The sequence below is a fragment of the Chroococcidiopsis sp. CCNUC1 genome, from assembly GCF_023546805.1.
Classification (GTDB): Bacteria; Cyanobacteriota; Cyanobacteriia; order Cyanobacteriales; family Chroococcidiopsidaceae; genus Chroococcidiopsis; species Chroococcidiopsis thermalis.
In genome coordinates, this window is sequence record NZ_CP097480.1 from 5,545,675 (window position 1) to 5,568,486 (window position 22,812).

Below are 22,812 nucleotides of genomic sequence, written 5' to 3' on the forward strand. Positions count from 1 at the left end.
CTACCAACTACCACTCTTCACTGATAACTGATGACTGATAACTGATAGCTGAATCACTGATAACTGTCAGCATACTGCCAAGCTTGCTCGAACTGCTTTTGGACGACTTGAGCTTCCGCTTGCTTGTTCTGTGCTTTAAGGCTTTGCATTAACCCATAGAGAGACCAGCCGTTTTCGGGATAAATATTCAAATCATCTCGATAGGCTTGTTCTGCTTGGGCAAAGCGACGTGCTTTGAGTAAAATACCTCCTAGCGATTGTCGTGCAGGTTGAGACCAGTCGGCAGGCTCGGTATAGACGAGAGCATCTTCTAGCTTGACCGCTGTTTGCAAGTGCGCGATCGCCTGCTGGTAATTTTTCTGCTGTGCGGCAATTTCACCTGCTAGCACTTGGGAAGCAATATTTAAGATACTTGCCGTTGAGTTAAAGCCCCAAATTTTGATGTCTTGCAAGGCTGGAATCGCGGCGATCGCTTGTAGTTGTTTTAATTCCCGCATTGCTGGTTTAATCTGACCTTTGGCAGCAAAAGCGCGTCCGCGTGCGTAGTGCCAAACTCCCGAAGGATATTTCAGATCTTTTGCGGGTGCAGAGGTTGAGAGAATCCGATCCCATTGACCAAACCGAATATAGGTATACATGGGAATCGTAGAGAAGTGCTGCAAGGCTCCAGCAAAATCGGGCTGTCGCATGAGTTTTGCATCTACTTTAGCTGTGTGAAGTGCTGCCTGGGTTGCGACTTTACTCTGTCCGGTCATTAAGGCGGCGAACCAGAGAAAATGATGGTTGTGGGGCATATAAGCCAACGGATAAATTCCCTCTACCTGGTTCCGAGCCGCGTAAGCGTTGTCAGCAGCAATCCCGCGTTGATTGGACAGTACGGCATCGTGATATCTGCCTACACGAATATAGATGTGCGATGCCATGTGTACTAAGTGACCGGAATTGGGAACCAGTTGCATCAGGCGATCGGCAGACGCAACTCCCAAATCGGGACGTTCTTTCTCTACGGCATGAATGTAGAGATGGTTAGCACCAGGATGGTTGGGATGTTCTTGTAGAATTGACTCTAAGGTGGCGATAATTTCTTTACCTGTTGGTTTAAGCGTGCCATCTTCCTCCCAGTAATCCCAGGGAGTTGTGTCCATTAAAGATTCAGCAAACAAAGTTGCTGCATCTGGATCGTCTGGGTAGCGTTGGGCAACTTCTCGCATGGCGTTAGCATAGGCAAGATCGAATGACTTGCGGTCGTCAACTGGCTGCGATGGGTAACGTTTTGCTAATGCTTGAATGTAAGCCTTTTCTTTGTCACTAGCATTTTTACTCAGCTTAAGTGCTTGCTGGAGCGATCGCCAAGCTTCAGATACGGCTTCTGGCTCCATCGGTGCGTTGATGTTGGGTCCAAGGACGAGGGCAACACCCCAGTAGCAAATCGCACATTCAGGATCGAGTTTAGCAGCCTGTTTGAAAGAACGGGCTGCTTCTGCATGATTGAACCCATATGCTAAGGTTAAACCTTGGTCAAAGTAGCGTTGAGCGAGTTTTGAATTCGTTGAAATAGGGTGGTGGAGATTACCGAGATCGTCAAACAGCGTTGCAGTGGGTTGAGATGATGTTGCTTGAGTAAGGTGCATCGCATGAGGGTTAGACGGTGCGCGATCGCGGTTCGATTCTTTTGCCACTGCTAATTTCAATGGTGCAGACTGAGTGACAGCTAGTCCTAACGTTATTAATAGCGCCCAAATAAATAGCGTGAGGCGTTTAGAGACGAAAGACATATGTTCTCCAAAAATTGAAATTCGTGAAATTCTGTTATGTGTTATACCTACACGTGGTCTTCCAGAAAATTTCAGAATAGGAGAAACAAAAATATACAGAAGCAATACATCTGTGGGGGCGCACGGCTGTGCGCCCCTACAAATACGTGTACCTCATTCAATTGAAAATTGCGATAAATGCACCCAGGTTGAACTTAAGGTAATGGCGCTGTGGAGTTGACGCTATAACTGGAGGTAACTTTACCAAGCTGCGATCGCAATTGCGGATATTGTGTCTCAGGAATGATGAAGTGAATGTAAGAAATTTTGTCATCGTCTTGTTTGACAAAACCGTAGCCCAACATTTTGCTTTTTTTACCTTGCAGGTTGGTCACTGCATAACTCCAATGAACTTGCAGCCAACCACCACTCGCTGGTTCGGTGGCAGCTAACTGAAAATCAGGATTGGCACGATACTGTTGTTGGGCTGCTCTGGCTAAAAATCGGCTCAATCTTGCTTGGGGAATTTGACCTTTTTGCTGAAATGCTTCTCTGGTAAAGACATCAACTACAATAGCTGCATTATTTGTCGGATCGTACCAGCTTACAATTGCTTCACCTGTCGTACTGCGATCGCGACGCTGCCAGTTTTCCGGTACGTCTATGGAAAACAGATTGGTATTGTAAGTATAAGTTTTTAGCCGACCGATTTTCACTTGCTCGTTCAAGTTTGATGTTGTCGATGCTGGCTGCGGAGAAACACCATTTGGCTGATTGTTAGTTGTTGACGAGGAATTCAATTCACTCGGTTTGCCGTTTTGCTCTGCGATCGCTGTAGGAGAGTCATTATTGATAGAATTCGTTTTTGGTCTTGTTACATAGCTGATTGCAACAAATAGTACGGCTAAAGCTACTAAGCTACCGCAAAGAATTAAAGCAGCTTTTGCCAAAGTGACTAGTTTACTAGTAGCAGAGGTTTTAGCTTTTTCACGATTAGCTTTACCTGAAGTAACGCTTGTCTGAATTTCTTTTCTCTCTACTTGCTTGGGAGGCGTAGAAACTGCCGTTGGTGGCGGAGGAGAGGATTCTGGAATAATTGTCTGTGAAGCAGGAGTCGGTGGAGTTGTAGTCGGTGGTGCTTGTGGCGCACTAACTCTCGGTGGAGTAGGATTTGGTGGAGTTGCACTCGCTGGCGTTTGCGGCGTACTAACTCTCGGTGAAGCAGGAGTCGGTGGAGTTGCAGTCGCTGGCGTTTGCGGCGCACTAACTCTCGGTGGAATAGGAGTGGATGGAGTTGCACTCGGTGGTGCTTGCGGCGTACTAACTTTCGGTGGAATAGGAGTGGATGGAGTTGCACTCGGTGGTGCTTGCGGCGTACTAACTTTCGGTGGAATAGGAGTGGATGGAGTTGCACTCGGTGGTGCTTGTGGCGCACTAAATCTCGGTGAAGCAGGAGTCGGTGGAGTTGCACTCGCTGGCGTTTGCGGCGCACTAGCTTTCGGTGGAACAGTATGAGTGTCGAGCTGCTGCAAAGCTGCTAACATAGCAGGCGCATTCATGTAGCGATCGCGGGCGGATGGTTGTATTGTTTTATCTAAAATCACCGCAAATTTTGGACTCACATTTAATGTTTGCTGTCGCCAGTGGATCTCACCCGTCAAAGGGTTAGTTTTCAGTTCTTGCGGCATCTTACCTGTCAGTAAATAAATTGCTGTCAAGCCTAAAGCATATAAATCGCTAGCAAATAAAGGTTTTCCCGCTGCTTGTTCGTTGGGAATAAATCCTGGCGTACCTACCACAATCGAACTTGTGGCACGACCGGAAGCCGTTACCGTCGTTCCCATGATTTCCTTAATCGTGCCAAAATCAACTAGTACGGGTTTGCTATCTCGCGATCGCCAAATAATATTGTCTGGTTTTAGATCGCGGTGAATAATACCTTGACTGTGAATGTATTGCAGAACTGGCAGTATATCTAATAGTATTTCTTTAACTTCTCGTTCGCTAAACAGTCCTACTTGCTGGACGCGATCGCTCAGAGTTTGACCTTGAATCCACTCTTGAACTAAATAAAATTCTCCAGCCTCTATAAAATAGGCATACAAACGAGGGATTTGACTATTGATATCGCCTAGCGTTTCTAAAGTTGCGGCTTCACGCTGAAATTTTTCTCTGATTATTCGATCGACCTGGGGACTGTTTTCGATCGGTTTGAGCTGCTTAATGATACATTTCTTACCAGAAGGCATCTGAGTGTCTTCTGCTAAAAAAGTCTTCCCAAACCTCCTATTTGCTAGTTCTCGCAGCACTCGGTAACGATTTTTTAACAAGATTGCTGCCATCGGAAGTTGCTGATTTTCAGTTTTAGTTCTAACATACCACGTTCGGTTGTCAGTTATCAGTTGTCAGTATAGAGACATTACATGTAACGTCTCTACTGCTGGTCGAATCGCTGCATAAACTAACTGAGGGCAACCTAAGTAACATGTAACAAGCATTGCGCAGTAGGAGAAACCCCATGCACGCTAACATCTGGTCTATCTTTGCTATCTTAGCTGTACTAGTTCAAGTTATCCCTGCTTTAGTTGTCTTATACTTAGCATCGGCAACGGATCGGCAAGAATGGTTTTGCTAGAAAACTTTACTAACTAGAAAACTTTACTAAGTCGAACTCTGCAAAATAATGAAATTTTGTTACGACATCTACTGCTACTTTCGGTTAATCTGGAGTTAAGCTTATGTTGAGTTTCAGTAAAGATTTAATAAAGACTACGGCTGGTTTTGACACTTTGGCTGGGAAAATACTTAAATTAGTGATGTAAGAAAATTTCTTCTTTGCTTCTCGATCTTGGCATCATCGAGGCGCAAAACTCGCTATACAAAAACACGAGAAAGATAACTGTGACGCTGTCTACCTTGCAGACAGATAGCAAAGGGTGCTAACTACAGCCTATTTGCAATGCTAAGCAGCATTACAATATCGATTTAAACAAAACAAAGCTAAAAAAAATTAAGCACGGTTCCCGACTTTAACCAAACTCTGAGGAAGTTAGGTTTACCACTTAAGGCAGAGCATTCTGTAGCTTTTGCTTGCATCTCTGCAACATTTGCTATGGGTAATCTTGCTACTTTTATGCAATTTGCTGTTAGTCTTGGGTGCTGGTAACAAATTTACTTAGAAGTATGCACTTTTTCCGTAATCTTTATCACTCAAGTTGAATTTGTAGTTATACATACAATGCATCAGCCTAGAAAAAAATTTTGTTTACTGCGGACAAAAATTGTTGTTTTTTGTAAAGTTTAACTGAGCCAGATATGCTTTCTCTGCTGGAAACCTACAAGCGATCGCCATGCATCAAATCTAAAATTGCAGCGTATCTATATATAACATTTGATATAACATTTGGTTAGTAGGTCAGCGCATATAGCTCAAATCGAGCCTTCACAAGTTATTAGGAAATGTTTGCGTCCTATGTCGTTACTAATTCTCGTGGTTGATGATGAGCCGTCGATTCGTGTTTCTACCAGCTATGCATTGGAGCAAATCGGTTACTCAGTAGTCACGGCAGAACATGGAAAAGAAGCGCTGAGAATTATTGAGGAATATCAACCTCATTTAGTTATCACCGATATTATGATGCCGCAGATGAATGGATACGAACTGATTCGATGGGTGCGTCAGCGTCCGGCATTTCGGTTATTGCCTGTCGTATTTTTAACCGGACGCACGGAAACAGAAGAACGCATTCGCGGCTATCAAATGGGAGGCGATGCATACTTACCTAAACCGTTTGAATTAGATGAGTTACATGCTGTCGTTCGCAATCTGCTGGAGCGATCGCAGCTGATATCTCAACTGATGCAATGGGAATTGCGCCTGCGCGATCGCGCACAAAATACAGGTAGGCTACTTGTCTCTACAGATACTTTCGACTACAATCCTCTCAGTGTCTCAACACCAATTTCATCGCCAACTGAAACCTTACGCCACCAATTGCATTCCCAAATCCAAGCAGCAATTGCAGCTACTAGATCTCACATTAATTTCACAGACAGAGAACAGGCTGTACTCAAATTTCTGGCGCAGGGACTATCTAATTCTCAAATTGCTACCAATCTATTTCTCAGTCCGCGCACGATAGAGAAATACGTGAGCAATTTGTTAGGTAAAACTGGAACTAGCAATCGTGTTGAATTGCTGCGCTTTGCGATGGAGAACCATTTAATTTCTTAAGACACTCGTAAAGATTGCGATCGCATCAAACAGTATGTTCTTTTTCTATCTATGGTGTCTTAGCAATATTTAATTGTAGTTTTTTATATTCCTCCCCATTTACTTGCTCAACAGAAATTTCTTTTAGTTAAACCGCCTTCTACTAAAGACAACAAAAATAGAATATTTATTATCTGCCATCCAAGTTTGGTGCTAAGGATAATATGTTTCCATAGAAACCTATTATATCCTAGTACTTGACTTGGCTTTTTTAATATCATAACCTCTAAAAATAGATAGCATATCTACTGTTTTAAAACGGGCATATACCTAGTGAACTCACCCATTGCTTTGGGTAACTTTGCCGTACAAATAATCTGAATCTTTTTATAGATTATTAGTAGATGACGAATAATAGCCTGAGCAAGAGAAAACAAAAATTTTTTCAAACAGGTTTTCCGAAATCAAATCTGAACTAACTGTAGGATTAAATAACGAGAAACAACAACTAAAGCTGGTAGTTACTCTTACAGCGTTCTCTCAGCACTAAAAGATGTTCTCTAAACCGAATCTGTATAAAAAACGGTCGGTAAATCTGAATATCAATACAATAACTTTAAAAGTTATTGTATTGATTAAAAATACCAAGCTTAAACTATTTTTTTGACAACAAAGCTTTTAGGTATTTTAAAGATTAAAACTCAAACGAACTAAACTTTAAGTGCATAATTCTCGAACCACAAACGTACAACACATTAAGTCACTCAAACAACTTCAGGAGACTACTTACAATGATTAACGAAAACACCGAATTATTTGTCGAACTATCTGACGAGCAACAACAATTAGTCGCAGGTGGTTATTCTTGGGACGGCTATGGTGACAATTCCATCTATGATGCTTTGGGAACCAGCTTGAAAGAAAACAAATCCGTGCAACATCTCAAGGTAGGAATTGCTTCAACTCGCAACGGTAGCTATGTTGACCAAGAGTACTTGAATGCTAACCAAAGCTTTGAAACTGACGCTTTCAAATATTTCACAGCTAAATAATTGAACTTCAGCGCATAATTCTCGCATCCCAAACGTACAACACATTAAGTCACTCAAACAACTTCAGGAGATTACTTACAATGATTAACGAAACCAATACTGAATTATTTGTCGAACTATCTGACGAGCAACAACAATTAGTTGCAGGTGGTTATTCTTATCCCGGCGGTGGTGATGGTCAGTCCATCTATGACATTCTCAATACCAGCTTGAAAGAAAACAAATCCGTGCAACATCTCAAGGTGGGAATTGCTTCGACTCGCGACGGTAGCTACGTTGAGCAAGATTACTTGAATGCCAACCATAAGTTTGAAACTGATGCCTTCAAGTACTTCACAGCTAAATAGTCAGACTAACTGAACTCATAAGGTGTAATTCTCTCAACTCCAACGAGAGAATTACCTCCCAGCAAATCTCAAATTAATTCACCCAAATAACTTCAACTCAAACAACTTCAGGAGATTACTCATCATGATTAACGAAAATACCGAATTATTTGTCGAACTATCTGACGAGCAACAACAATTAGTCGCAGGTGGTTATTCTTGGGACGGCTATGGTGACAATTCCATCTATGATGCTTTGGGAACCAGCTTGAAAGAAAACAAATCCGTGCAACAACTCAAGGTGGGAATTGCTTCAACTCGCAACGGTAGCTATGTTGACCAAGAGTACTTGAATGCTAACCAAAGCTTTGAAACTGACGCTTTCAAATATTTCACAGCTAAATAATTGAACTTCAGTGCATAATTCTCGAACCACAAACGTACAACACATTAAGTCACTCAAACAACTTCAGGAGATTACTTACAATGATTAACGAAACCAATACTGAATTATTTGTCGAACTATCTGACGAGCAACAACAATTAGTTGCAGGTGGTTATTCTTGGGACGGCTATGGTGACAATTCTATTTATGATGCTTTGGGAACCAGCTTGAAAGAAAACAAATCCGTGCAACATCTCAAAGTAGGAATTGCTTCGACTCGCGACGGTAGCTACGTTGAGCAAGATTACTTGAATGCCAACCATAAGTTTGAAACTGATGCGTTCAAATATTTCACAGCTAAGTAGTTAGACTAGCTGAATTCATAAGGTGTAATTCTCTCAACTCCAACGAGAGAATTACCTCTCAGCAAATCTCAAATTAATTCACCCAAATAACTTCAACTCAAACAACTTCAGGAGATTACTCACAATGATTAACGAAACCAATACTGAATTATTTGTCGAACTATCTGACGAGCAACAACAATTAGTCGCAGGTGGTTATTCTTGGGACGGCTATGGTGACAATTCCATCTATGATGCTTTGGGAACCAGCTTGAAAGAAAACAAATCCGTGCAACATCTCAAAGTAGGAATTGCCTCGACTCGCGACGGTAGCTACGTTGAGCAAGATTACTTGAATGCCAACCACAAGTTTGAAACTGACGCTTTCAAGTATTTCACAGCTAAATAGTTCAGACTAACTGAACTCATAAGGTGTAATTCTCTCAACTCCAACGAGAGAATTACCTCCCAGCAAAATCTAAATTAAGTCATTTAAACAACTTCAGGAGATTACTCACAATGATTAACGAAAACACCGAGTTATTTGTCGAACTATCTGACGAGCAACAACAATTAGTCGCAGGTGGTTATTCTTGGGACAGCTATGGTGACAATTCCATCTATGATGCTCTGGGAACCAGCTTGAAAGAAAACAAATCCGTGCAACATCTCAAGGTAGGGATTGCTTCGACTCGCGACGGTAGCTATGTTGAGCAAGATTACTTGAATGCCAACCACAAGTTTGAAACTGATGCCTTCAAGTACTTTACTGCCAAGTAATCGCTGAGAAAGATTACGGTGATGGATAGATAAATCAGTAGTACAGACTATCCGCTAAACAACTCCAGAGCTTCCACTACCGTTTTCATTGCGCTTGGTTTGCCTAGCTCGGTGCATAAATGAGAACAACCCAAGGTATGAAGTCTCTGGAAGTTTTTTATTATGACGAAATGAATGAGATTGTAACAATTGGAGCAAATCAACCATGTCTTTTCCGAAAAATCTATTACCAGAATTGTTTTTAGAATTAACCACAGAGCAACAAGAGTCTGTAGCTGGCGGCGCTAACTATACCGAAATTAATAAGGAAACTCATGAATCTACGGAACATGAAACAAGCCGCCAAACAGAATCAGACAATGGTAAGAAAGATCCATTTCATCATCCCTTCCTGCTTAAACCAATGTCAAGATTTTATATCTTCTAGAAAAGATTTATAACAAAAGCGAGAACTAGAAGTTTTCTTAATAGCGATCGCAGTTACCTAACTTTTGCGCTCAACGTCTCAGACAAATGATGTAGTTTAAAGGTTCACAGTCATGGTTAGCGAAGTCAATCCAGAATCTCTACGAATAGTTGAAAGCGAAGAGTTTCTACCCTCAATTAGTCCTACAGTCACAATTGGCGGCGGAGTTCTGGTAGTTGCCTTCAGTGCAGCGGTATCCTTGGCTGCTACGCTCAACTACAACGTGACAGTTAAAGCACCTGCATCAATTCGCGGCGAAGTCCAAATTGTCCAATCGGCATCCGATGGCGTTGTCAGAAATATTACCGTCAAAGAAAACCAATTGGTGAAAAAAGGTGACGCGATCGCTTACGTTGACAATTCACAAATTTTAACTAGAAGAAACCAATTACTTGACAGCATTCAACAAAGCCGTTCTCAACTGAGACAAATTTCATCTCAGTTGAGTTCCATCGATAGTCAAATTGCGGCAGAATCAAATTTATCAACTCGTTCAGTTGCTTCCGCCCAAGCAGAATTGCAACTACAGCAAAGAGATTACCTTGCCAAACAACAGACAGCGATCGCAGAAGTGCAAGTCGCTCAAGCCTCATTAGATCTGGCGCGAGAGGAGATGCAACGCTACCGTCAACTAGCCAATACAGGCGCAATTCCTATATTACAAGTTAAAGAAAAAGAACAAGCTTATAAAGCGGCGCAGGCAAAAGTCAATCAAGCCAAAGCCAATCTCAACCCCAGTAATGCTACAGTCTCGATCGCCAACGAACGCATCGCCCAAGAAGAAGCACGGGGTATGGCAACCGTAGCCGCATTACAAAAAGAACGTAAAAACTTAGTTAGTAACCAAATCGAATTACAAAACCAAGTTGCCCGCGACACTAAAGAAGTTCAACAAATGGGGGTAGAACTGAGCAAGACCATGATTCTCTCCCCCACTGATGGTACGGTGTTGAAACTAGAGTTGCGCAACCCAGGACAGGTAGTTAGCACCGGACAAGCGATCGCCCAAATTTCCCGCACCAACTCGCGTTTAGACATCAAAACCTACGTCCCAGGCGCAGAGATTAGCAAGATCAAGCCAGGTCAGCAAGTTCAGATGCGCGTTTCCGCCTGTCCTTACCCCGACTACGGCACGCTTAAGGGTGTAGTCAAAACCGTGGCTCCCGATGTCGTACCTACTGCTAGCGGTGCAGCCAGCGAGTCCCCGACTCCAGCAGGCGCATATGAGGTGACAATTCAGCCGAATACGTGGTTTGTCGGTACTGGCGATCGCCTGTGTCGATTGCAACCTGGTATGGAAGGGACAGTAGACATTATTTCCAAATCAGAGACACCATTACAATTCGTTTTACGTAAAGCAAGAATTCTTTCGGGTATCTAAAAGTAGTGGTCAATTGTCATTTGTCATTTGTCATTGGTAAGTCAAAAGTCAAAAGTCAAAACTAACTGGTCACTGGTCACTGTTAACTGAATTGCCTGCATCTATCATGGTTAGTCTGCTGAAGAAAAAATATCAAGCGATTTTACAAGCGAGTGAGGAAGATTGCGGGGCGGCTTGTTTGGCAACGATTTGCAAGCATTACGGTAAAGTTTTGAGCATCAACCGCAGTCGGGAAGCAGTCGGAACCGGACAACTGGGAACGACGATGTTAGGGTTGAAACGCGGTGCTGAAGCTTTAGGATTAAATGCGCGATCGGTCAAAGCATCGAGTGAGGTTTTAGACAAAATTCATGAAGTCCCTCTCCCAGCCATCATTCACTGGCAAGGCTACCACTGGATTGTCTTGTTTGGACGGCAAGGTAATAAATTTGTTGTCGCCGATCCCGCAGTTGGTATTCGTTACCTCACCCGGCGAGAGTTGTTGGAAGCTTGGAGTGGAATCATGCTGTTGCTGGTTCCCGATCCAGACCGCTTCCATAATATGGGAGAAGAAGAATCTTCTGGCGGTTTTTCACGCTTTTTCCGCAGAATTTGGCCTTATCGCCTGCTATTGCTAGAAGCACTTGGGATCAATATTGTTTTAGGTTTACTTTCTTTAGCCAGCCCAATTTTAATTCAAATTCTTACAGATGATGTTCTAGTGCGGGGAGATATGCAGTTACTCACGGTGGTGGTAGCTGCTGTGATCGTGACCAACATTTTTAGCAGCACGATGGGACTGTTGCAATCAACCATGATCTCTCATTTCGGTCAGCGGTTGCAATTGGGATTGGTGTTAGAATTCGGTCGCAAACTCTTGCACTTGCCCTTAAGTTATTTTGAATCTCGTCGTAGTGGAGAAATTACCAGTCGTCTGCGAGATATTAGTGAAATTAACCAGTTAGTTTCGCAAATTGTCGCTCACCTACCCAGCCAGATTTTTATAGCGATAATTTCTTTCGCATTTATGGTATTTTATAGTTGGAAACTAACACTTACCGTCTTACTAGTAGGGATGGTAATGGCTTTTTCTACTGTACCATTTTTGCCGACGCTACAGCAAAAAACACGTAATCTTTTAATATTATCAGCTGAGAATCAGGGTGTATTAGTAGAAACATTTAAAGGTGCGATGGTGATGAAAACCACAACAGCTGCACCTCAATTCTGGGATGAATTTCAGAGCCGTTTTGGACGAATGGCAAATTTAACATTTAGTACGATTAAACTCGGTATTCTTAATAGTACTTTTACGCAACTTATTAGTAGTATTGGGGGCATTGCTCTATTAGGTTATGGTAGCGTTTTAGTGATTAAAAACGAACTCAGCATCGGTCAAATGCTGGCGTTCAATAGTATGCAGGGAAATGTCATCGGCTTAATTAGTTCTTTAATTGGACTGACTGATGAATATTTTCGGACTCAAACTGCTGTCACTCGCCTCTTAGAAGTGATTGATGCTACGCCAGAATCTGTAGGAGACACTTATAAACCATTTGCCAAAATTTTACCCGATGCTGACATTGAATGTTCGCATATTTGTTTTCATCATGCGGGACGGATAGATTTATTAGAAGATTTTTCAGTCACACTTCCTGGAGGAAAAATTGTTGCTTTGATCGGACAGTCGGGTTGTGGTAAAAGTACTTTATCAAAACTGATTTCGGGGTTGTACGAGCCGCAGTCGGGAAATATTCGGATTGGCTTATATAACTTGCAGGATTTATCGCTCGATTGTTTGCGTCAGCAAGTTGTTTTAATTCCTCAAGAACCCCACTTTTGGAGTCGCTCGATTTTAGATAATTTCCGTTTAGGTAATCCCCATCTTGAGTTTGAACAAATAGTGAAAGCTTGTCAAATTGCTAATGCAGATGGCTTTATTAGCCAACTACCAAATAAATATCAGACAGTGTTAGGAGAATTTGGGGCGAACTTGTCTGGAGGACAGCGGCAGAGGTTGGCGATCGCCCGCGCTATTGTAAACAACCCACCCGTGCTGATCTTGGATGAAGCGACATCTGGACTCGATCCGATCGGCGAATTTGAAGTCTTGGAACGGCTTTTTGCTGCCCGTAAAGGCAAAACCACAATTTTAATTACTCACCGTCCTGCCGTGGTCGATCGCGCAGAGTGGGTGGTGTTAATGAATCAAGGTAAATTGGTCGTCCAAGGACCCCTATCAGAGTTGCGTCATGCACCAGGGGAACATTTGAAATTTTTCTTACCTTAATGAAGAAATGGGGAGGATGCTATGTCTCAGATGACAGAAATTAAAGATACAGCACTATTTGTTGAATTATCCGATCGGGAACAAGAATCAGTAGCAGGGGGAGCGAGTTTACAAGATCTGTTTGGTCCTATATTTTTCCAACAAACTGATATTGATACTTCCGCCGAAGCAACTACAAACTTCAACGACGGTACGTCTTCGACTCGCCGAACTGGTTATAAAATGTCTCAAACTACGTTTGTGATGCCTCTACTATCTCTATTCGGTGGCGGCGGTGGCGGACGGCGATCGCGTCGTTCTCGCATGAATATGTTTAGTTTATTGATGTCTCTGTTTAGCTAGTTAGCTAGGGAGCAGGGAGTAGGGAGCAGGGAGCAGGGTAAGTGGCTGGTGGCTCGTGGCTGGCGACTAGAATTGTTGTTTCCTTGTCCCCCTTGTCCCCCTTGTCCCCCTTGTCTCCCTTGTCCCCTTGTCCCCCTTGTCCCCCTTGTCCCCCTTGTCTCCCTTGTCCCCCTTGTCCCCCTTGTCTCCCTTGTCCCCCTTGTCCTTCCCTTACCTCTCGCGCCTTGCATTGGCAAATTTCCCACTAGCCCCTTACTATATAGAGTGCTTAGTCCAGGGATTTTGCTAAATAGCGTATGTCCAATGCTTGTGTAATCGGACTCGGAAAATCTGGTGTTGCTGCTGCCCGACTGTTGAAACGAGAGGGTTGGCAAGTGATACTGAGCGATCGCTCTGATTCTGCATCTTTGCGCCAGCAACAGCAACAACTCGCAGCAGAGGAGATTACAGTTCGTTTGGGTCATACTCCAAGTTTAGACAGCACGGATTCACCCCAGTTAATTGTTGTCAGTCCTGGCGTACCTTGGGATGCAGATATCTTAAATCGTGCCAGAGCATTAGGGATCGAGACGATTGGTGAAATGGAACTGGCTTGGCGCTATCTCAACGCTGTTCCCTGGGTAGGAATCACTGGTACTAACGGCAAAACCACAACGACAGCTTTAGTTGCTGCAATCTTTCAAACCGCCGGACTCAACGCCCCCGCCTGTGGGAATATCGGTCATGCCGTCTGCGATGTAGCTTTGGAATTCCAAAATAATAGTAGGGGCGTACAGCCGTGCGCCCCTACTAAATATCCCGATTGGATAATTGCCGAAATCAGCAGCTATCAAATTGAATCTGCTCCCTCGGTTGCGCCGCGTATCGGTGTTTGGACGACATTTACACCCGATCACCTCAGCCGCCACAAAACTTTAGAGCGGTATTACGACATTAAAGCGCACCTAGTGCATCAATCCCAATTGCAAGTGATTAATGGCGATGATGCTTTCCTGAGCCAGGAGAAGCTAAATGATTGGCAGGATGCTTACTGGACAAGTGTAAAAGGTAAAGCTTTCCTCAATTGCAGTCCTGATTTAGGGACTTATATTGAAGATGATTGGGTTATCTTTGGGCAGGAGCAGATCGTGCAGGTGTCGGCGTTACGGATGGTAGGCGCGCACAACTTGCAAAATCTGCTGATGGCGGTAGCGGTGGCGCGATTAGCAGGCATTGACAAAGAGGCGATCGCCACTGCAATAGCTACATTTCCAGGCGTTCCCCACCGCTTAGAACACATTTGCACTTGGCAAGGAATTGATTTTATCAACGATAGCAAGGCAACTAACTACGATGCGGCTCAAGTTGGGTTATCTTCTGTCACTAGCCCTGCAATTCTGATTGCTGGCGGCGAAGCAAAAATTGGTGATGACTTAGCATGGTTGCAAACAATTCAAGCTCAAGCCGCCGCCGTCTTACTCATTGGCGATGCTGCGCCAGCTTTTGCCTCACGTCTATCTCAAGTGGGTTACAACAATTACGAGATTGTGGAAACGATGGCGCGTGCCGTGTCTAGAGCCGCAGAATTAGCCCCACAATATCAGGCACGGGTTGTCTTGCTTTCTCCTGCCTGTGCCAGTTTCGATCGCTACCAAAATTTCGAGCAACGCGGCGACGATTTTCGGCAGTTATGTATGCAGTTAGTGCAATAGAATTCGACCGAGCTAACTCAACTCCGAATACCAGCAGATTACGTTTCTATCTTTTACTACGGTTTATGGATAGAAATTTAGTATTTTTGGACTTGCGCTCATACTTTAGATGTGACATACTGCTGAAGTTAGAGTAAATTACGCTATCCCGACCGAGTTTAAGATAATTGTATTGCGTAAGAGCATTGCTCTGATACTTGTTGCTACCCAAATAAACTGCTATGACCGTCTCCTTGCTGGTATCAAATCAGTCTACCGAGCTGAAATCTTCTCGGTTTGCGCGTCGTTCGCTTCTACCTTTAAGGCATGATGCTCTGTGGCAGATTAAGTCTGGTATGGTTCGCACCTTGACAGTATTAGCTGATGGGAACTACAGCACTTTGGGAATTTGGGGTGTAGGGGATGTAGTCGGCAGAGTATTTTGTAGCGCTCAGACCTATCAAATGGAATGTTTAACGCCAGTTGAAGTAAATCTGATTCCGAGGTCGAGATGGCACGAACTCAATGAGGCAATGATTTCGCATATTCAGCGATCGGGTGAGTTAATGGAAATCTTGCACTGTCGCAATGCTGAAGCCGCAGTTTTACAACTGTTTGCTTGGCTAGCTAATCGCTTCGGTCAACATGTATTGCAAGGTAAATTAATCGATCTGCGTTTGACTCATCAAGAAATTGCCGAATTAGTAGGATTAACTCGCGTCACGGTAACGCGAATACTGAGCGATTTAGAAAAACAAGGCTCGATTCAACGGCAAGAACGTCAATTTATTGTTATGAGCGATCGCTTACCTTTCTGGCACTACGAAATTTGAAATAGTCTAGTCATTTGTCATTTGTCATTCGTCATTTGCGAGCGATCGATTGTTGCCCACTGAGAACTGACAACTGACTGCTGCTTGATTAACTCCGCTACGGCTGTAATGAGAGCAGTAGATTCTACTGGTTTAGTAATGTGCTGTTGAAATCCTGCTGCTAGCGATCGTGAACGGTCTTCTGGCTTCGCGTGAGCAGTCAGGGCGATCGCGGGGATTTGTCTATCTCCTTGTTGCTCGGTGGCTCGAATCCGTTGAATTAATTGATAGCCATCGGTTTCTGGCATGGCAATATCGCTAATTATGACATCGGGGCGATCGCGTTTTAAATAAGCGACTGCATCTGCTGCTGAAGAAACTGTCGTGACGGTTGCACCTGCTTGTTCGAGCGCAAATTTAATGAAGTCGCGGCTATCGTTGTTATCCTCGACAACTAACACGTTTACCCCATCCAGTAATGAATTTAACTTTGATGCATCATTTGCAGTCAAGTTAATGAGATTGGGAGTCGCTGTAGTGGGGGAAGTCGCGGTAGAAGGACTATTTGCTAGTGGTAGTCGTACTGTAAACGTTGTTCCCTTGCCTTCTCCCTCGCTGTGAGCTTCAATCGTGCCACCATGTAAAATCACCAGTTGTCGTACGATCGCCAGTCCTAACCCCAGTCCGCCAAAAGCGCGAGTAATAGAACTGTCTGCTTGACGAAAGCGATCGAAAATTTGCGGCAGAAATTCGGGACGAATGCCAATTCCTGTATCGATAATTTGGATTTGAGCGTAATTGGAATTCGGAATTCGGAATTCGGAATTCGGAATTAAATTCGTCCTCTGCTCCTCTGCTCCTAGTCTCCCTTCTCCTCTGCTCCTAGTCTCCCCCAGCTCTCTTCTCTCCCTCAGCTCCCTCAGCTCCCTCAGCTCCCTCAGCTCTCTTTCCTCTGCTCCCCGCTCCCTACTCTCTTGAGTCAGCCGTATCTCTATCTGCCCTTTTTCGGGAGTGAATTTAACTGCATTGGAGAGTAAATTCCAAATAATTTGTCGTAGGCGGGTTGGATCGGCGGCGATTGTTTGTGCTGCCGGATCGAGGTGCGTGCGTAGTTGTAGCGATTTCTCCTCAAGCTGGGGACGAATTGATTCTAATAGCAATTCAATCGTGGCGATCGCATTTACAGGTTGAATGGATAGCTGCACTTTCCCACGGATCAATCTAGACATATCGAGAATGTCATCGATCAGCTGCGCTTGAGATTTGGCATTCCGTTCGATGATCTTAAGTGCTTGACACAATTTGGCTTCATCAAACTTCCGCATCTGCATCAGTTGCGCCCAACCCAAAATTGAGTTCAAGGGCGATCGCAATTCGTGAGAAACAACCGCCAAAAATTCATCTTTCATTAAGTTAGCTGCTTCTGCTTGCTGCCGGGCGGCTTGAGCTTGAAATATTTCTAAATTCTTGGCAACCAATTGAGCTGCTTGACGTTGCACCTCTAAATTCTTTTTAAATAACTCGACAAATACTGCAACTTTAGATGTTAATATAATTGGATCGATAGGTTTAAGTAAATAATCTACTGCACCTAGAGCATATCCTTTTGACTTCAGGTCATCGCTATCGCTAATTGCCGTGAGAAAAATAATTGGTGTATGGCGCGATCGCTCTCTTTGTCGAATCAGACTTGCTGTTTCAAATCCATCCATTTCTGGCATCTGTACGTCTAGTAGGATGACAGCAAAATCTTGCTCTAATAAACATTTCAGGGCTTGTTTACCGGAATAAGCTTTGACTAAATTCTGCCCTAAACTGTTAAGCGTTGCCTCCAGTGCTACAAGATTTTCGGGATAATCGTCTACTAATAAGACGTTAATTTTAGGTTCGGACTTCATGGCATGAGCGACAGCTAAGAGAGTGGCGAACAATAGATTTTTGCTTCAAATTGTATAGTTTAATGCATATATTCTCTCTATCTAACGATAGACTAAGAGGTTAAGAATACATCTATCGTTAGGTCAAATTTTTATCTCTCTAGGATTAGATTTGAGGCTGCGAGCTTAACGCTGTAGCCACACTCTTAGTAGCGAGAATAGTTGCTCTGTATCGATGGGTTTGGAAATGTAATCGGAAGCTCCGACTTCAAGGCACTTTTCGCGATCGCCTTGCATTGCTTTAGCTGTCAGCGCCACAATTGGCAGTGCTGCTAACCGATCGATCTGCCGTATAGCTCGGATCGTGTCGTACCCATCCATTTCTGGCATCATAATGTCCATTAATACAATGTCAATATCTGGATTGTTTTGAATCTGAAGAATACCTTCTCGACCGTTTTCTGCATATATCACTTGCATCTGCTGACGTTCTAGGATGCTGGTGAGTGCAAAAATGTTTCGCATATCATCATCGACAACCAAGACTTTCTTGCTTGCCAGGACGGAATCGTTTTGCTGTAACTGCTCTAACATCAATCGCTTAGGTGCAGGCAGATCGGCTTGCGTTTGATGTAAAAATAACGTAGTTTCCTCCAGCAAGCGTTCAGGCGATCGCGCCTCTTTGAGAATCGAGCTACCTGACAGGCGTTGTAGTTCGATTTCTTCTTCAGCAGTGAGCTGCCTGGGAGTATAAACGATGATGGGTAGATTTCTAAATAATGGTTCTTGCTTGAGTCGATCGATCAATTCAAATCCGTTGGTGTCCGGCAAGGCTAGATTTAAAACTAAACAGTCAAAATGACCAGTTTGGAGAGCTTCGAGTGCGGCTGCACCTGTTTCTACTACCTGAATCGCAATATCGCTTTCCTCAATCAAGTCGAGCATAGTGCGACGCTGCAATTCGTCGCGCTCGACGATTAAAAGGTTTTTCACCGAGCGATTGGCAAACTCTTGAATCTGAGACAGCGTATCTAATAATGCGGTGTTGCTAATTGGCTTTTGCAAGTAGGCGATCGCACCTTGTTTTAATCCCCGTTGCGTTGTTTCTTCAACCGAAATGATATGTACGGGAATGTGACGGGTATCGGGATTGTGTTTGAGGCGATCGAGTACCGTCCAGCCATCGACGATTGGCAAGCGAATATCGAGCGTGATCGCCGTGGGTTGAAATTGCTGTGCTAGTGCTAAACCAACATTACCCCGCGTGGCAACTAACACCTTAAAGCCTTGTTGACGGGCTGCATCCATTAATATTTTGACGAATTTGAGATCGTCTTCGATAATTAGCAGCGTGCGATCGCCTGGTTGAATAACCTCGCGATCGTCCTCAACCGCTCTTTCATCTAATAAATTCGAGATTTGGGATTCGACAAGGGACACGACTTCAGGCGGGGAAGTTGGGAGCGTCGGTAGAGGGGGAGTTGGAACTAACGATGGGGTTGCATGTTGCTCTACCGTCCGACTTACCATTTGCGGTAAGTAGAGCGTGAATGTACTACCCCGACCGAGTTCGCTCCTTAGTTGAATTTCACCACCCAACAAGCGCGTGATTTCGCGGCTAATTGACAAACCCAATCCCGTACCACCATAACGGCGAGAGGTCGTGCCATCTGCTTGCTGAAATGCTTCAAAAATAATTTGCTGTTTGTCAGGTGCAATGCCGATGCCTGTATCGGTGACTGAGAAAGCAATAACACCTGCTTCTCCAGGTGGTGCTTCTCTAGCAGCACGGTTGAGAACTTCTTGTTCCGCACTCCAACCTGCAAGTGCGGGGGTAACATCTAAGCGTACGGAGCCAGCGTCAGTGAATTTGAAGGCATTGGAGAGTAAATTTTTCAATATTTGCTGCAAGCGTTTGGCATCGGTATAAAGCGTACGGGGTAATCGCTCGTCAAACTGAATTTCAAATTTGAGTTGGCGATCGCCTGCAACTTGACGAAATGTCCGCTCTATGTTTTCCCGCAAATGAGTAAATCTAACTGGTTCGATATCCACAGACATTTTGCCCGACTCGATTTTGGCAAGGTCGAGAATATCGTTAATTAATGCCAATAAATCGTTGCCAGATGAGTGAATTGTGCGAGCGTATTCTACTTGTTTGTCGGTGAGATTTCGGTCTTGATTATCAGCTAATAATCTCGCCAAAATCAGCAAACTGTTGAGAGGAGTACGCAGTTCGTGCGACATATTCGCCAGGAACTCAGACTTATATTTAGAACTCAAGGCAAGTTGTGTGGCTTTTTCTTCTAGCGATCGCCTTGCTTGTTCGATCTCTTGATTTTTGCGTTCGACTTCGCGATTTTGTAATGCTAATAGCTCAGCTTTTTCTTGTAATTCGGCATTGGTTTGTTGCAATTGCTCTTGTTGTTTTTTGAGCAATTCTTCTGAAGCTGTCAGCGATTTCGCTTGTTGTTCCAATCGCTGGTTAGTACCTGTCAGTTCTTTTTGTTGAGATTGTAATTCTTCTGCTAAAGATTGAGATTGTTTCAATAGCTCTTCAGTCCGCATACTAGCGGCGATCGTGTTGAGGACGATCGCAATACTTTCAGTTAATTGATCGAAGAACGTGAGGTGAATTTCATTGAAATAATTGAAGGAAGCTAACTCGATAACAGCGGTAACTTGCCCTTCAAATAATACGGGCAAAACTACCGCATTCATGGGTGCTGCTTCTCCTAAACCGGAACTAATTTTAATATAGTTCGACGGTACTTCAGTAATTAAAATGCGTTCTTTTTCCAACGCACATTGTCCTACCAATCCCTCACCCAAATAGAAGCGGTTAGCTAAGTGTTTGCGTTCCCGATAGGCATAGCTGCTAATTAATTTTAGGTAAGGCAGGTGGTTCTCGCCGCTTTCCATTAAGTAAAAAACACCGTGTTGGGCTGAAACCAGAGGCGCTAACTCTGACAAAATCAGCTTGGATACAGTTTCTAAATCGCGTTGTCCTTGCAACATCCGCGTGAATTTGGCAAGGTTGGTCTTCAGCCAGTCTTGCTCGGTATTTTTCTGTGTTGTTTCGCGCAAATTGGCGATCATTTGGTTGATATTATCTTTAAGGGCAGCAACTTCTCCTAAAGCTTCAACGGCGATCGATCGCGTTAAATCGCCTTTGGTTACAGCCGTTGCCACTTCGGCGATCGCTCTTACCTGCGTGGTTAAATTGGCTGCTAGCTCGTTCACGTTGTCGGTTAAATCGCGCCAAGTCCCTGAAGCACCTGGGACTTTTGCTTGTCCGCCGAGTTTTCCTTCGATTCCGACTTCTCGCGCCACTGTCGTTACCTGTGCGGCAAATGTTGCCAGGGTATCGATCATTTCGTTAATTGTCTCGGCAAGCGTTTCAATTTCGCCCTTAGCATCTAGCATCAGCTTGCGCTTGAGATCGCCATTGGCTACCGAGGTAACAACCCTTGCAATACCTCGCACCTGTGCCGTGAGGTTGCTTGCCATTGAATTCACGTTATCGGTTAAATCTTTCCAAGTTCCTGCTACCCCCGTGACTTGTGCCTGTCCGCCTAATTTCCCTTCCGTGCCGACTTCCCGCGCTACTCGCGTCACTTCAGAAGCAAAGGAACTAAGTTGATCCACCATTGTATTGATGGTGTTTTTCAAATCTAAAATTTCGCCCTTTACGTCTACCGTAATTTTTTTAGATAAATTACCATTGGCGATCGCTGTGGCAACTTCTGCTATATTTCGTACCTGTGCTGTGAGGTTGCCTGCCATTAAATTGACATTATCGGTGAGATCTTTCCAAGTACCACCGACACCCCGCACGTATGCTTGTACTCCTAATTTTCCTTCCGTACCGACTTCCCGCGCTACCCGCGTTACTTCTGAGGCAAAGGAGTTGAGCTGATCCACCATTGTATTGATGGTGTTTTTCAACTCTAGAATTTCACCCTTTACATCTACCGTAATTTTTTTGGATAAGTCGCCATTCGCTACGGCTGTAGTGACTTCCGCAATGTTGCGTACCTGTGCCGTTAAGCTACCTGCCATAAAGTTGACACTATCAGTGAGATCCTTCCAAGTTCCCGCTACCCCCTTAACTTCCGCCTGTACGCCTAACTTGCCTTCAGAACCCACCTCCCGCGCCACCCGCGTCACTTCCGAGGCAAACGAATTGAGCTGATCCACCATTGTATTGATGGTATTTTTCAACTCTAGAATTTCACCCTTTACATCTACCGTAATTTTTTTGGATAAGTCGCCATTCGCTACGGCTGTAGTGACTTCCGCAATGTTGCGTACCTGTGCTGTCAGGTTACCTGCCATTGAGTTAACGCTATCGGTTAAATCTTTCCAAGTGCCTGCCACACCGCGCACATCTGCTTGCACGCCCAATTTTCCCTCGGTTCCCACATCCCGCGCCACCCGCGTCACTTCTGAGGCAAACGAGTTCAGTTGACCGACCATCTTATTTACAATTTGCGCTGTTTGCAAAAACTCACCCTGTAAAGGGTTTCCGGCAATGTCTGTAGCGATCGCTTGTGACAAATCGCCATTAGCCACTGACCGAATCACGCGAGTTGTTTCTGCCATCGGCTGCACCAAGTCAGTAATCAAGGTATTGACTGAATTGACACATGCTTGCCAAGATCCTTTTGCCCCGTTATTCGATACTCGCTCGTAAATTTTGCCCTCTTTGCCAACCACCGTGCTAATTCGCGCTAGCTCGGTTGTCATCTGCTCGTTTGTCTCAATAATGTCGTTGAGGGTATCCGCAATCTTGCCAGCAATGCCTGTTTGTTCGCTAGAGATCCGAACGGAAAAATTACCCTTCTTAACTTCTAGTAATGTTTGCAGGAGTTGCTTGAGGTCGAGAGCATCGCTATCAGGGTTAGCTGTGGCAGTCGTCATAGTGACTCAATACTGAAATGGAGACGTGTGAGGAATCTGTTGTAGCGTGAGAGAAAAAATTTCCTTCAAGCAACACCTAAGTATTGACTGGGTGTTGACAGATTTTCGTCTTCCATCGTAAGGATAAAACTAATACAACCGCGATCCGCCTTAAGGTAGAAAGTGAGGCGCGATAAGCAAAAGCGCTATATTGAATTACGAATTACAAATTACGAATT

The 22,812-nt window shown here is 44.1% G+C and carries 18 protein-coding genes; 13 read left to right on the forward strand and 5 right to left on the reverse strand.

All coding sequences use genetic code 11. The features are described from left to right. Positions 1-53: 53 nt before the first annotated feature. Both M5J74_RS25610 and M5J74_RS25615 read right to left on the reverse strand, forming a co-directional pair. A complete protein-coding gene (locus M5J74_RS25610) occupies positions 54-1,775 on the reverse strand; it encodes a hypothetical protein (protein WP_250014035.1) in 1,722 nt (573 codons plus the stop codon). Positions 1,776-1,969: 194 nt separating this feature from the next. Next, positions 1,970-4,096, reverse strand: coding sequence for a serine/threonine protein kinase (locus M5J74_RS25615; RefSeq protein ID WP_250014036.1), 2,127 nt, complete (start codon positions 4,094-4,096; stop codon positions 1,970-1,972). Between the two features lie 1,130 nt (positions 4,097-5,226). Here M5J74_RS25615 and M5J74_RS25620 point away from each other — a divergent pair. The 11 genes from M5J74_RS25620 (at position 5,227) to M5J74_RS25670 (ending at position 13,312) form a co-directional block, all read left to right on the forward strand. Next, the gene (locus M5J74_RS25620; protein ID WP_106168935.1) at positions 5,227-5,988 is read left to right on the forward strand and encodes a response regulator transcription factor; all 762 of its coding nucleotides are present in this window, start codon (positions 5,227-5,229) and stop codon (positions 5,986-5,988) included. A 770-nt stretch (positions 5,989-6,758) separates the two neighbouring features. Beyond that, the gene (locus M5J74_RS25625; RefSeq protein ID WP_250014038.1) at positions 6,759-7,019 is read left to right on the forward strand and encodes a CTB family bacteriocin; all 261 of its coding nucleotides are present in this window, start codon (positions 6,759-6,761) and stop codon (positions 7,017-7,019) included. A gap of 80 nt (positions 7,020-7,099) precedes the next feature. Continuing rightward, positions 7,100-7,366, forward strand: coding sequence for a CTB family bacteriocin (locus tag M5J74_RS25630; protein ID WP_015156830.1), 267 nt, complete (start codon positions 7,100-7,102; stop codon positions 7,364-7,366). 124 nt (positions 7,367-7,490) lie between these two features. After that, entirely contained in the window at positions 7,491-7,751 is a 261-nt protein-coding gene (locus M5J74_RS25635; protein ID WP_015156829.1) for a CTB family bacteriocin, read from the forward strand. Positions 7,752-7,831: 80 nt separating this feature from the next. Then, the gene (locus M5J74_RS25640; RefSeq protein WP_015156831.1) at positions 7,832-8,095 is read left to right on the forward strand and encodes a CTB family bacteriocin; all 264 of its coding nucleotides are present in this window, start codon (positions 7,832-7,834) and stop codon (positions 8,093-8,095) included. A gap of 124 nt (positions 8,096-8,219) precedes the next feature. After that, complete coding sequence (locus tag M5J74_RS25645) at positions 8,220-8,483, forward strand: CTB family bacteriocin (RefSeq protein ID WP_015156831.1); 264 nt, start codon at positions 8,220-8,222, stop codon at positions 8,481-8,483. Between the two features lie 110 nt (positions 8,484-8,593). Then, positions 8,594-8,854 carry a CTB family bacteriocin gene (locus M5J74_RS25650; protein WP_015156832.1) on the forward strand — a complete coding sequence of 87 codons (261 nt, stop codon included), beginning with the start codon at positions 8,594-8,596 and terminating at the stop codon, positions 8,852-8,854. Positions 8,855-9,059: 205 nt separating this feature from the next. Beyond that, the gene (locus M5J74_RS25655) at positions 9,060-9,281 is read left to right on the forward strand and encodes a hypothetical protein (protein WP_015156833.1); all 222 of its coding nucleotides are present in this window, start codon (positions 9,060-9,062) and stop codon (positions 9,279-9,281) included. Between the two features lie 112 nt (positions 9,282-9,393). Next, positions 9,394-10,701 (forward strand): HlyD family secretion protein, encoded by a 1,308-nt coding sequence (locus M5J74_RS25660; protein WP_015156834.1) that lies wholly within the window; start codon positions 9,394-9,396, stop codon positions 10,699-10,701. Between the two features lie 106 nt (positions 10,702-10,807). Continuing rightward, entirely contained in the window at positions 10,808-12,970 is a 2,163-nt protein-coding gene (locus M5J74_RS25665; protein ID WP_015156835.1) for a peptidase domain-containing ABC transporter, read from the forward strand. A 21-nt stretch (positions 12,971-12,991) separates the two neighbouring features. Continuing rightward, on the forward strand, positions 12,992-13,312 hold the full coding sequence (locus M5J74_RS25670; RefSeq protein WP_015156836.1) for a hypothetical protein: 321 nt from the start codon (positions 12,992-12,994) through the stop codon (positions 13,310-13,312). Here M5J74_RS25670 and M5J74_RS25675 read toward each other — a convergent pair. Next, positions 13,309-13,542, reverse strand: coding sequence for a hypothetical protein (locus M5J74_RS25675; protein WP_250014040.1), 234 nt, complete (start codon positions 13,540-13,542; stop codon positions 13,309-13,311). The two genes, M5J74_RS25670 and M5J74_RS25675, sit on opposite strands and share 4 nt — an antisense overlap. A 66-nt stretch (positions 13,543-13,608) precedes the next feature. Between M5J74_RS25675 and murD the strand changes: the two genes are divergently transcribed. Beyond that, positions 13,609-15,003 carry a UDP-N-acetylmuramoyl-L-alanine--D-glutamate ligase gene (gene murD / locus M5J74_RS25680; protein ID WP_250014042.1) on the forward strand — a complete coding sequence of 465 codons (1,395 nt, stop codon included), beginning with the start codon at positions 13,609-13,611 and terminating at the stop codon, positions 15,001-15,003. A 221-nt stretch (positions 15,004-15,224) separates the two neighbouring features. After that, positions 15,225-15,815 (forward strand): Crp/Fnr family transcriptional regulator, encoded by a 591-nt coding sequence (locus M5J74_RS25685; RefSeq protein WP_015156838.1) that lies wholly within the window; start codon positions 15,225-15,227, stop codon positions 15,813-15,815. A gap of 17 nt (positions 15,816-15,832) precedes the next feature. Here M5J74_RS25685 and M5J74_RS25690 read toward each other — a convergent pair whose 3' ends face one another. Continuing rightward, on the reverse strand, positions 15,833-17,725 hold the full coding sequence (locus M5J74_RS25690; RefSeq protein ID WP_250014044.1) for a response regulator: 1,893 nt from the start codon (positions 17,723-17,725) through the stop codon (positions 15,833-15,835). A gap of 132 nt (positions 17,726-17,857) precedes the next feature. Further along, positions 17,858-22,594: a response regulator gene (locus tag M5J74_RS25695; RefSeq protein ID WP_250014046.1), complete on the reverse strand. Its 4,737-nt coding sequence runs from the start codon at positions 22,592-22,594 to the stop codon at positions 17,858-17,860. Between the last annotated feature and the right edge of the window lie 218 nt (positions 22,595-22,812).

Coding starts and splice junctions, on each gene's coding strand:
- M5J74_RS25660 (WP_015156834.1), top strand. CDS start 9,394: ATGGTTAGCGAAGTCAATCCAGAATCTCTACGAATAGTTGAAAGCGAA.
- M5J74_RS25650 (WP_015156832.1), top strand. CDS start 8,594: ATGATTAACGAAAACACCGAGTTATTTGTCGAACTATCTGACGAGCAA.
- M5J74_RS25685 (WP_015156838.1), top strand. CDS start 15,225: ATGACCGTCTCCTTGCTGGTATCAAATCAGTCTACCGAGCTGAAATCT.
- M5J74_RS25640 (WP_015156831.1), top strand. CDS start 7,832: ATGATTAACGAAACCAATACTGAATTATTTGTCGAACTATCTGACGAG.
- M5J74_RS25655 (WP_015156833.1), top strand. CDS start 9,060: ATGTCTTTTCCGAAAAATCTATTACCAGAATTGTTTTTAGAATTAACC.
- M5J74_RS25670 (WP_015156836.1), top strand. CDS start 12,992: ATGTCTCAGATGACAGAAATTAAAGATACAGCACTATTTGTTGAATTA.
- M5J74_RS25620 (WP_106168935.1), top strand. CDS start 5,227: ATGTCGTTACTAATTCTCGTGGTTGATGATGAGCCGTCGATTCGTGTT.
- M5J74_RS25665 (WP_015156835.1), top strand. CDS start 10,808: ATGGTTAGTCTGCTGAAGAAAAAATATCAAGCGATTTTACAAGCGAGT.
- murD (WP_250014042.1), top strand. CDS start 13,609: ATGTCCAATGCTTGTGTAATCGGACTCGGAAAATCTGGTGTTGCTGCT.
- M5J74_RS25625 (WP_250014038.1), top strand. CDS start 6,759: ATGATTAACGAAAACACCGAATTATTTGTCGAACTATCTGACGAGCAA.
- M5J74_RS25615 (WP_250014036.1), bottom strand. CDS start 4,096: ATGGCAGCAATCTTGTTAAAAAATCGTTACCGAGTGCTGCGAGAACTA.
- M5J74_RS25635 (WP_015156829.1), top strand. CDS start 7,491: ATGATTAACGAAAATACCGAATTATTTGTCGAACTATCTGACGAGCAA.
- M5J74_RS25675 (WP_250014040.1), bottom strand. CDS start 13,542: ATGCAAGGCGCGAGAGGTAAGGGAAGGACAAGGGGGACAAGGGAGACA.
- M5J74_RS25645 (WP_015156831.1), top strand. CDS start 8,220: ATGATTAACGAAACCAATACTGAATTATTTGTCGAACTATCTGACGAG.
- M5J74_RS25630 (WP_015156830.1), top strand. CDS start 7,100: ATGATTAACGAAACCAATACTGAATTATTTGTCGAACTATCTGACGAG.
- M5J74_RS25610 (WP_250014035.1), bottom strand. CDS start 1,775: ATGTCTTTCGTCTCTAAACGCCTCACGCTATTTATTTGGGCGCTATTA.
- M5J74_RS25695 (WP_250014046.1), bottom strand. CDS start 22,594: ATGACGACTGCCACAGCTAACCCTGATAGCGATGCTCTCGACCTCAAG.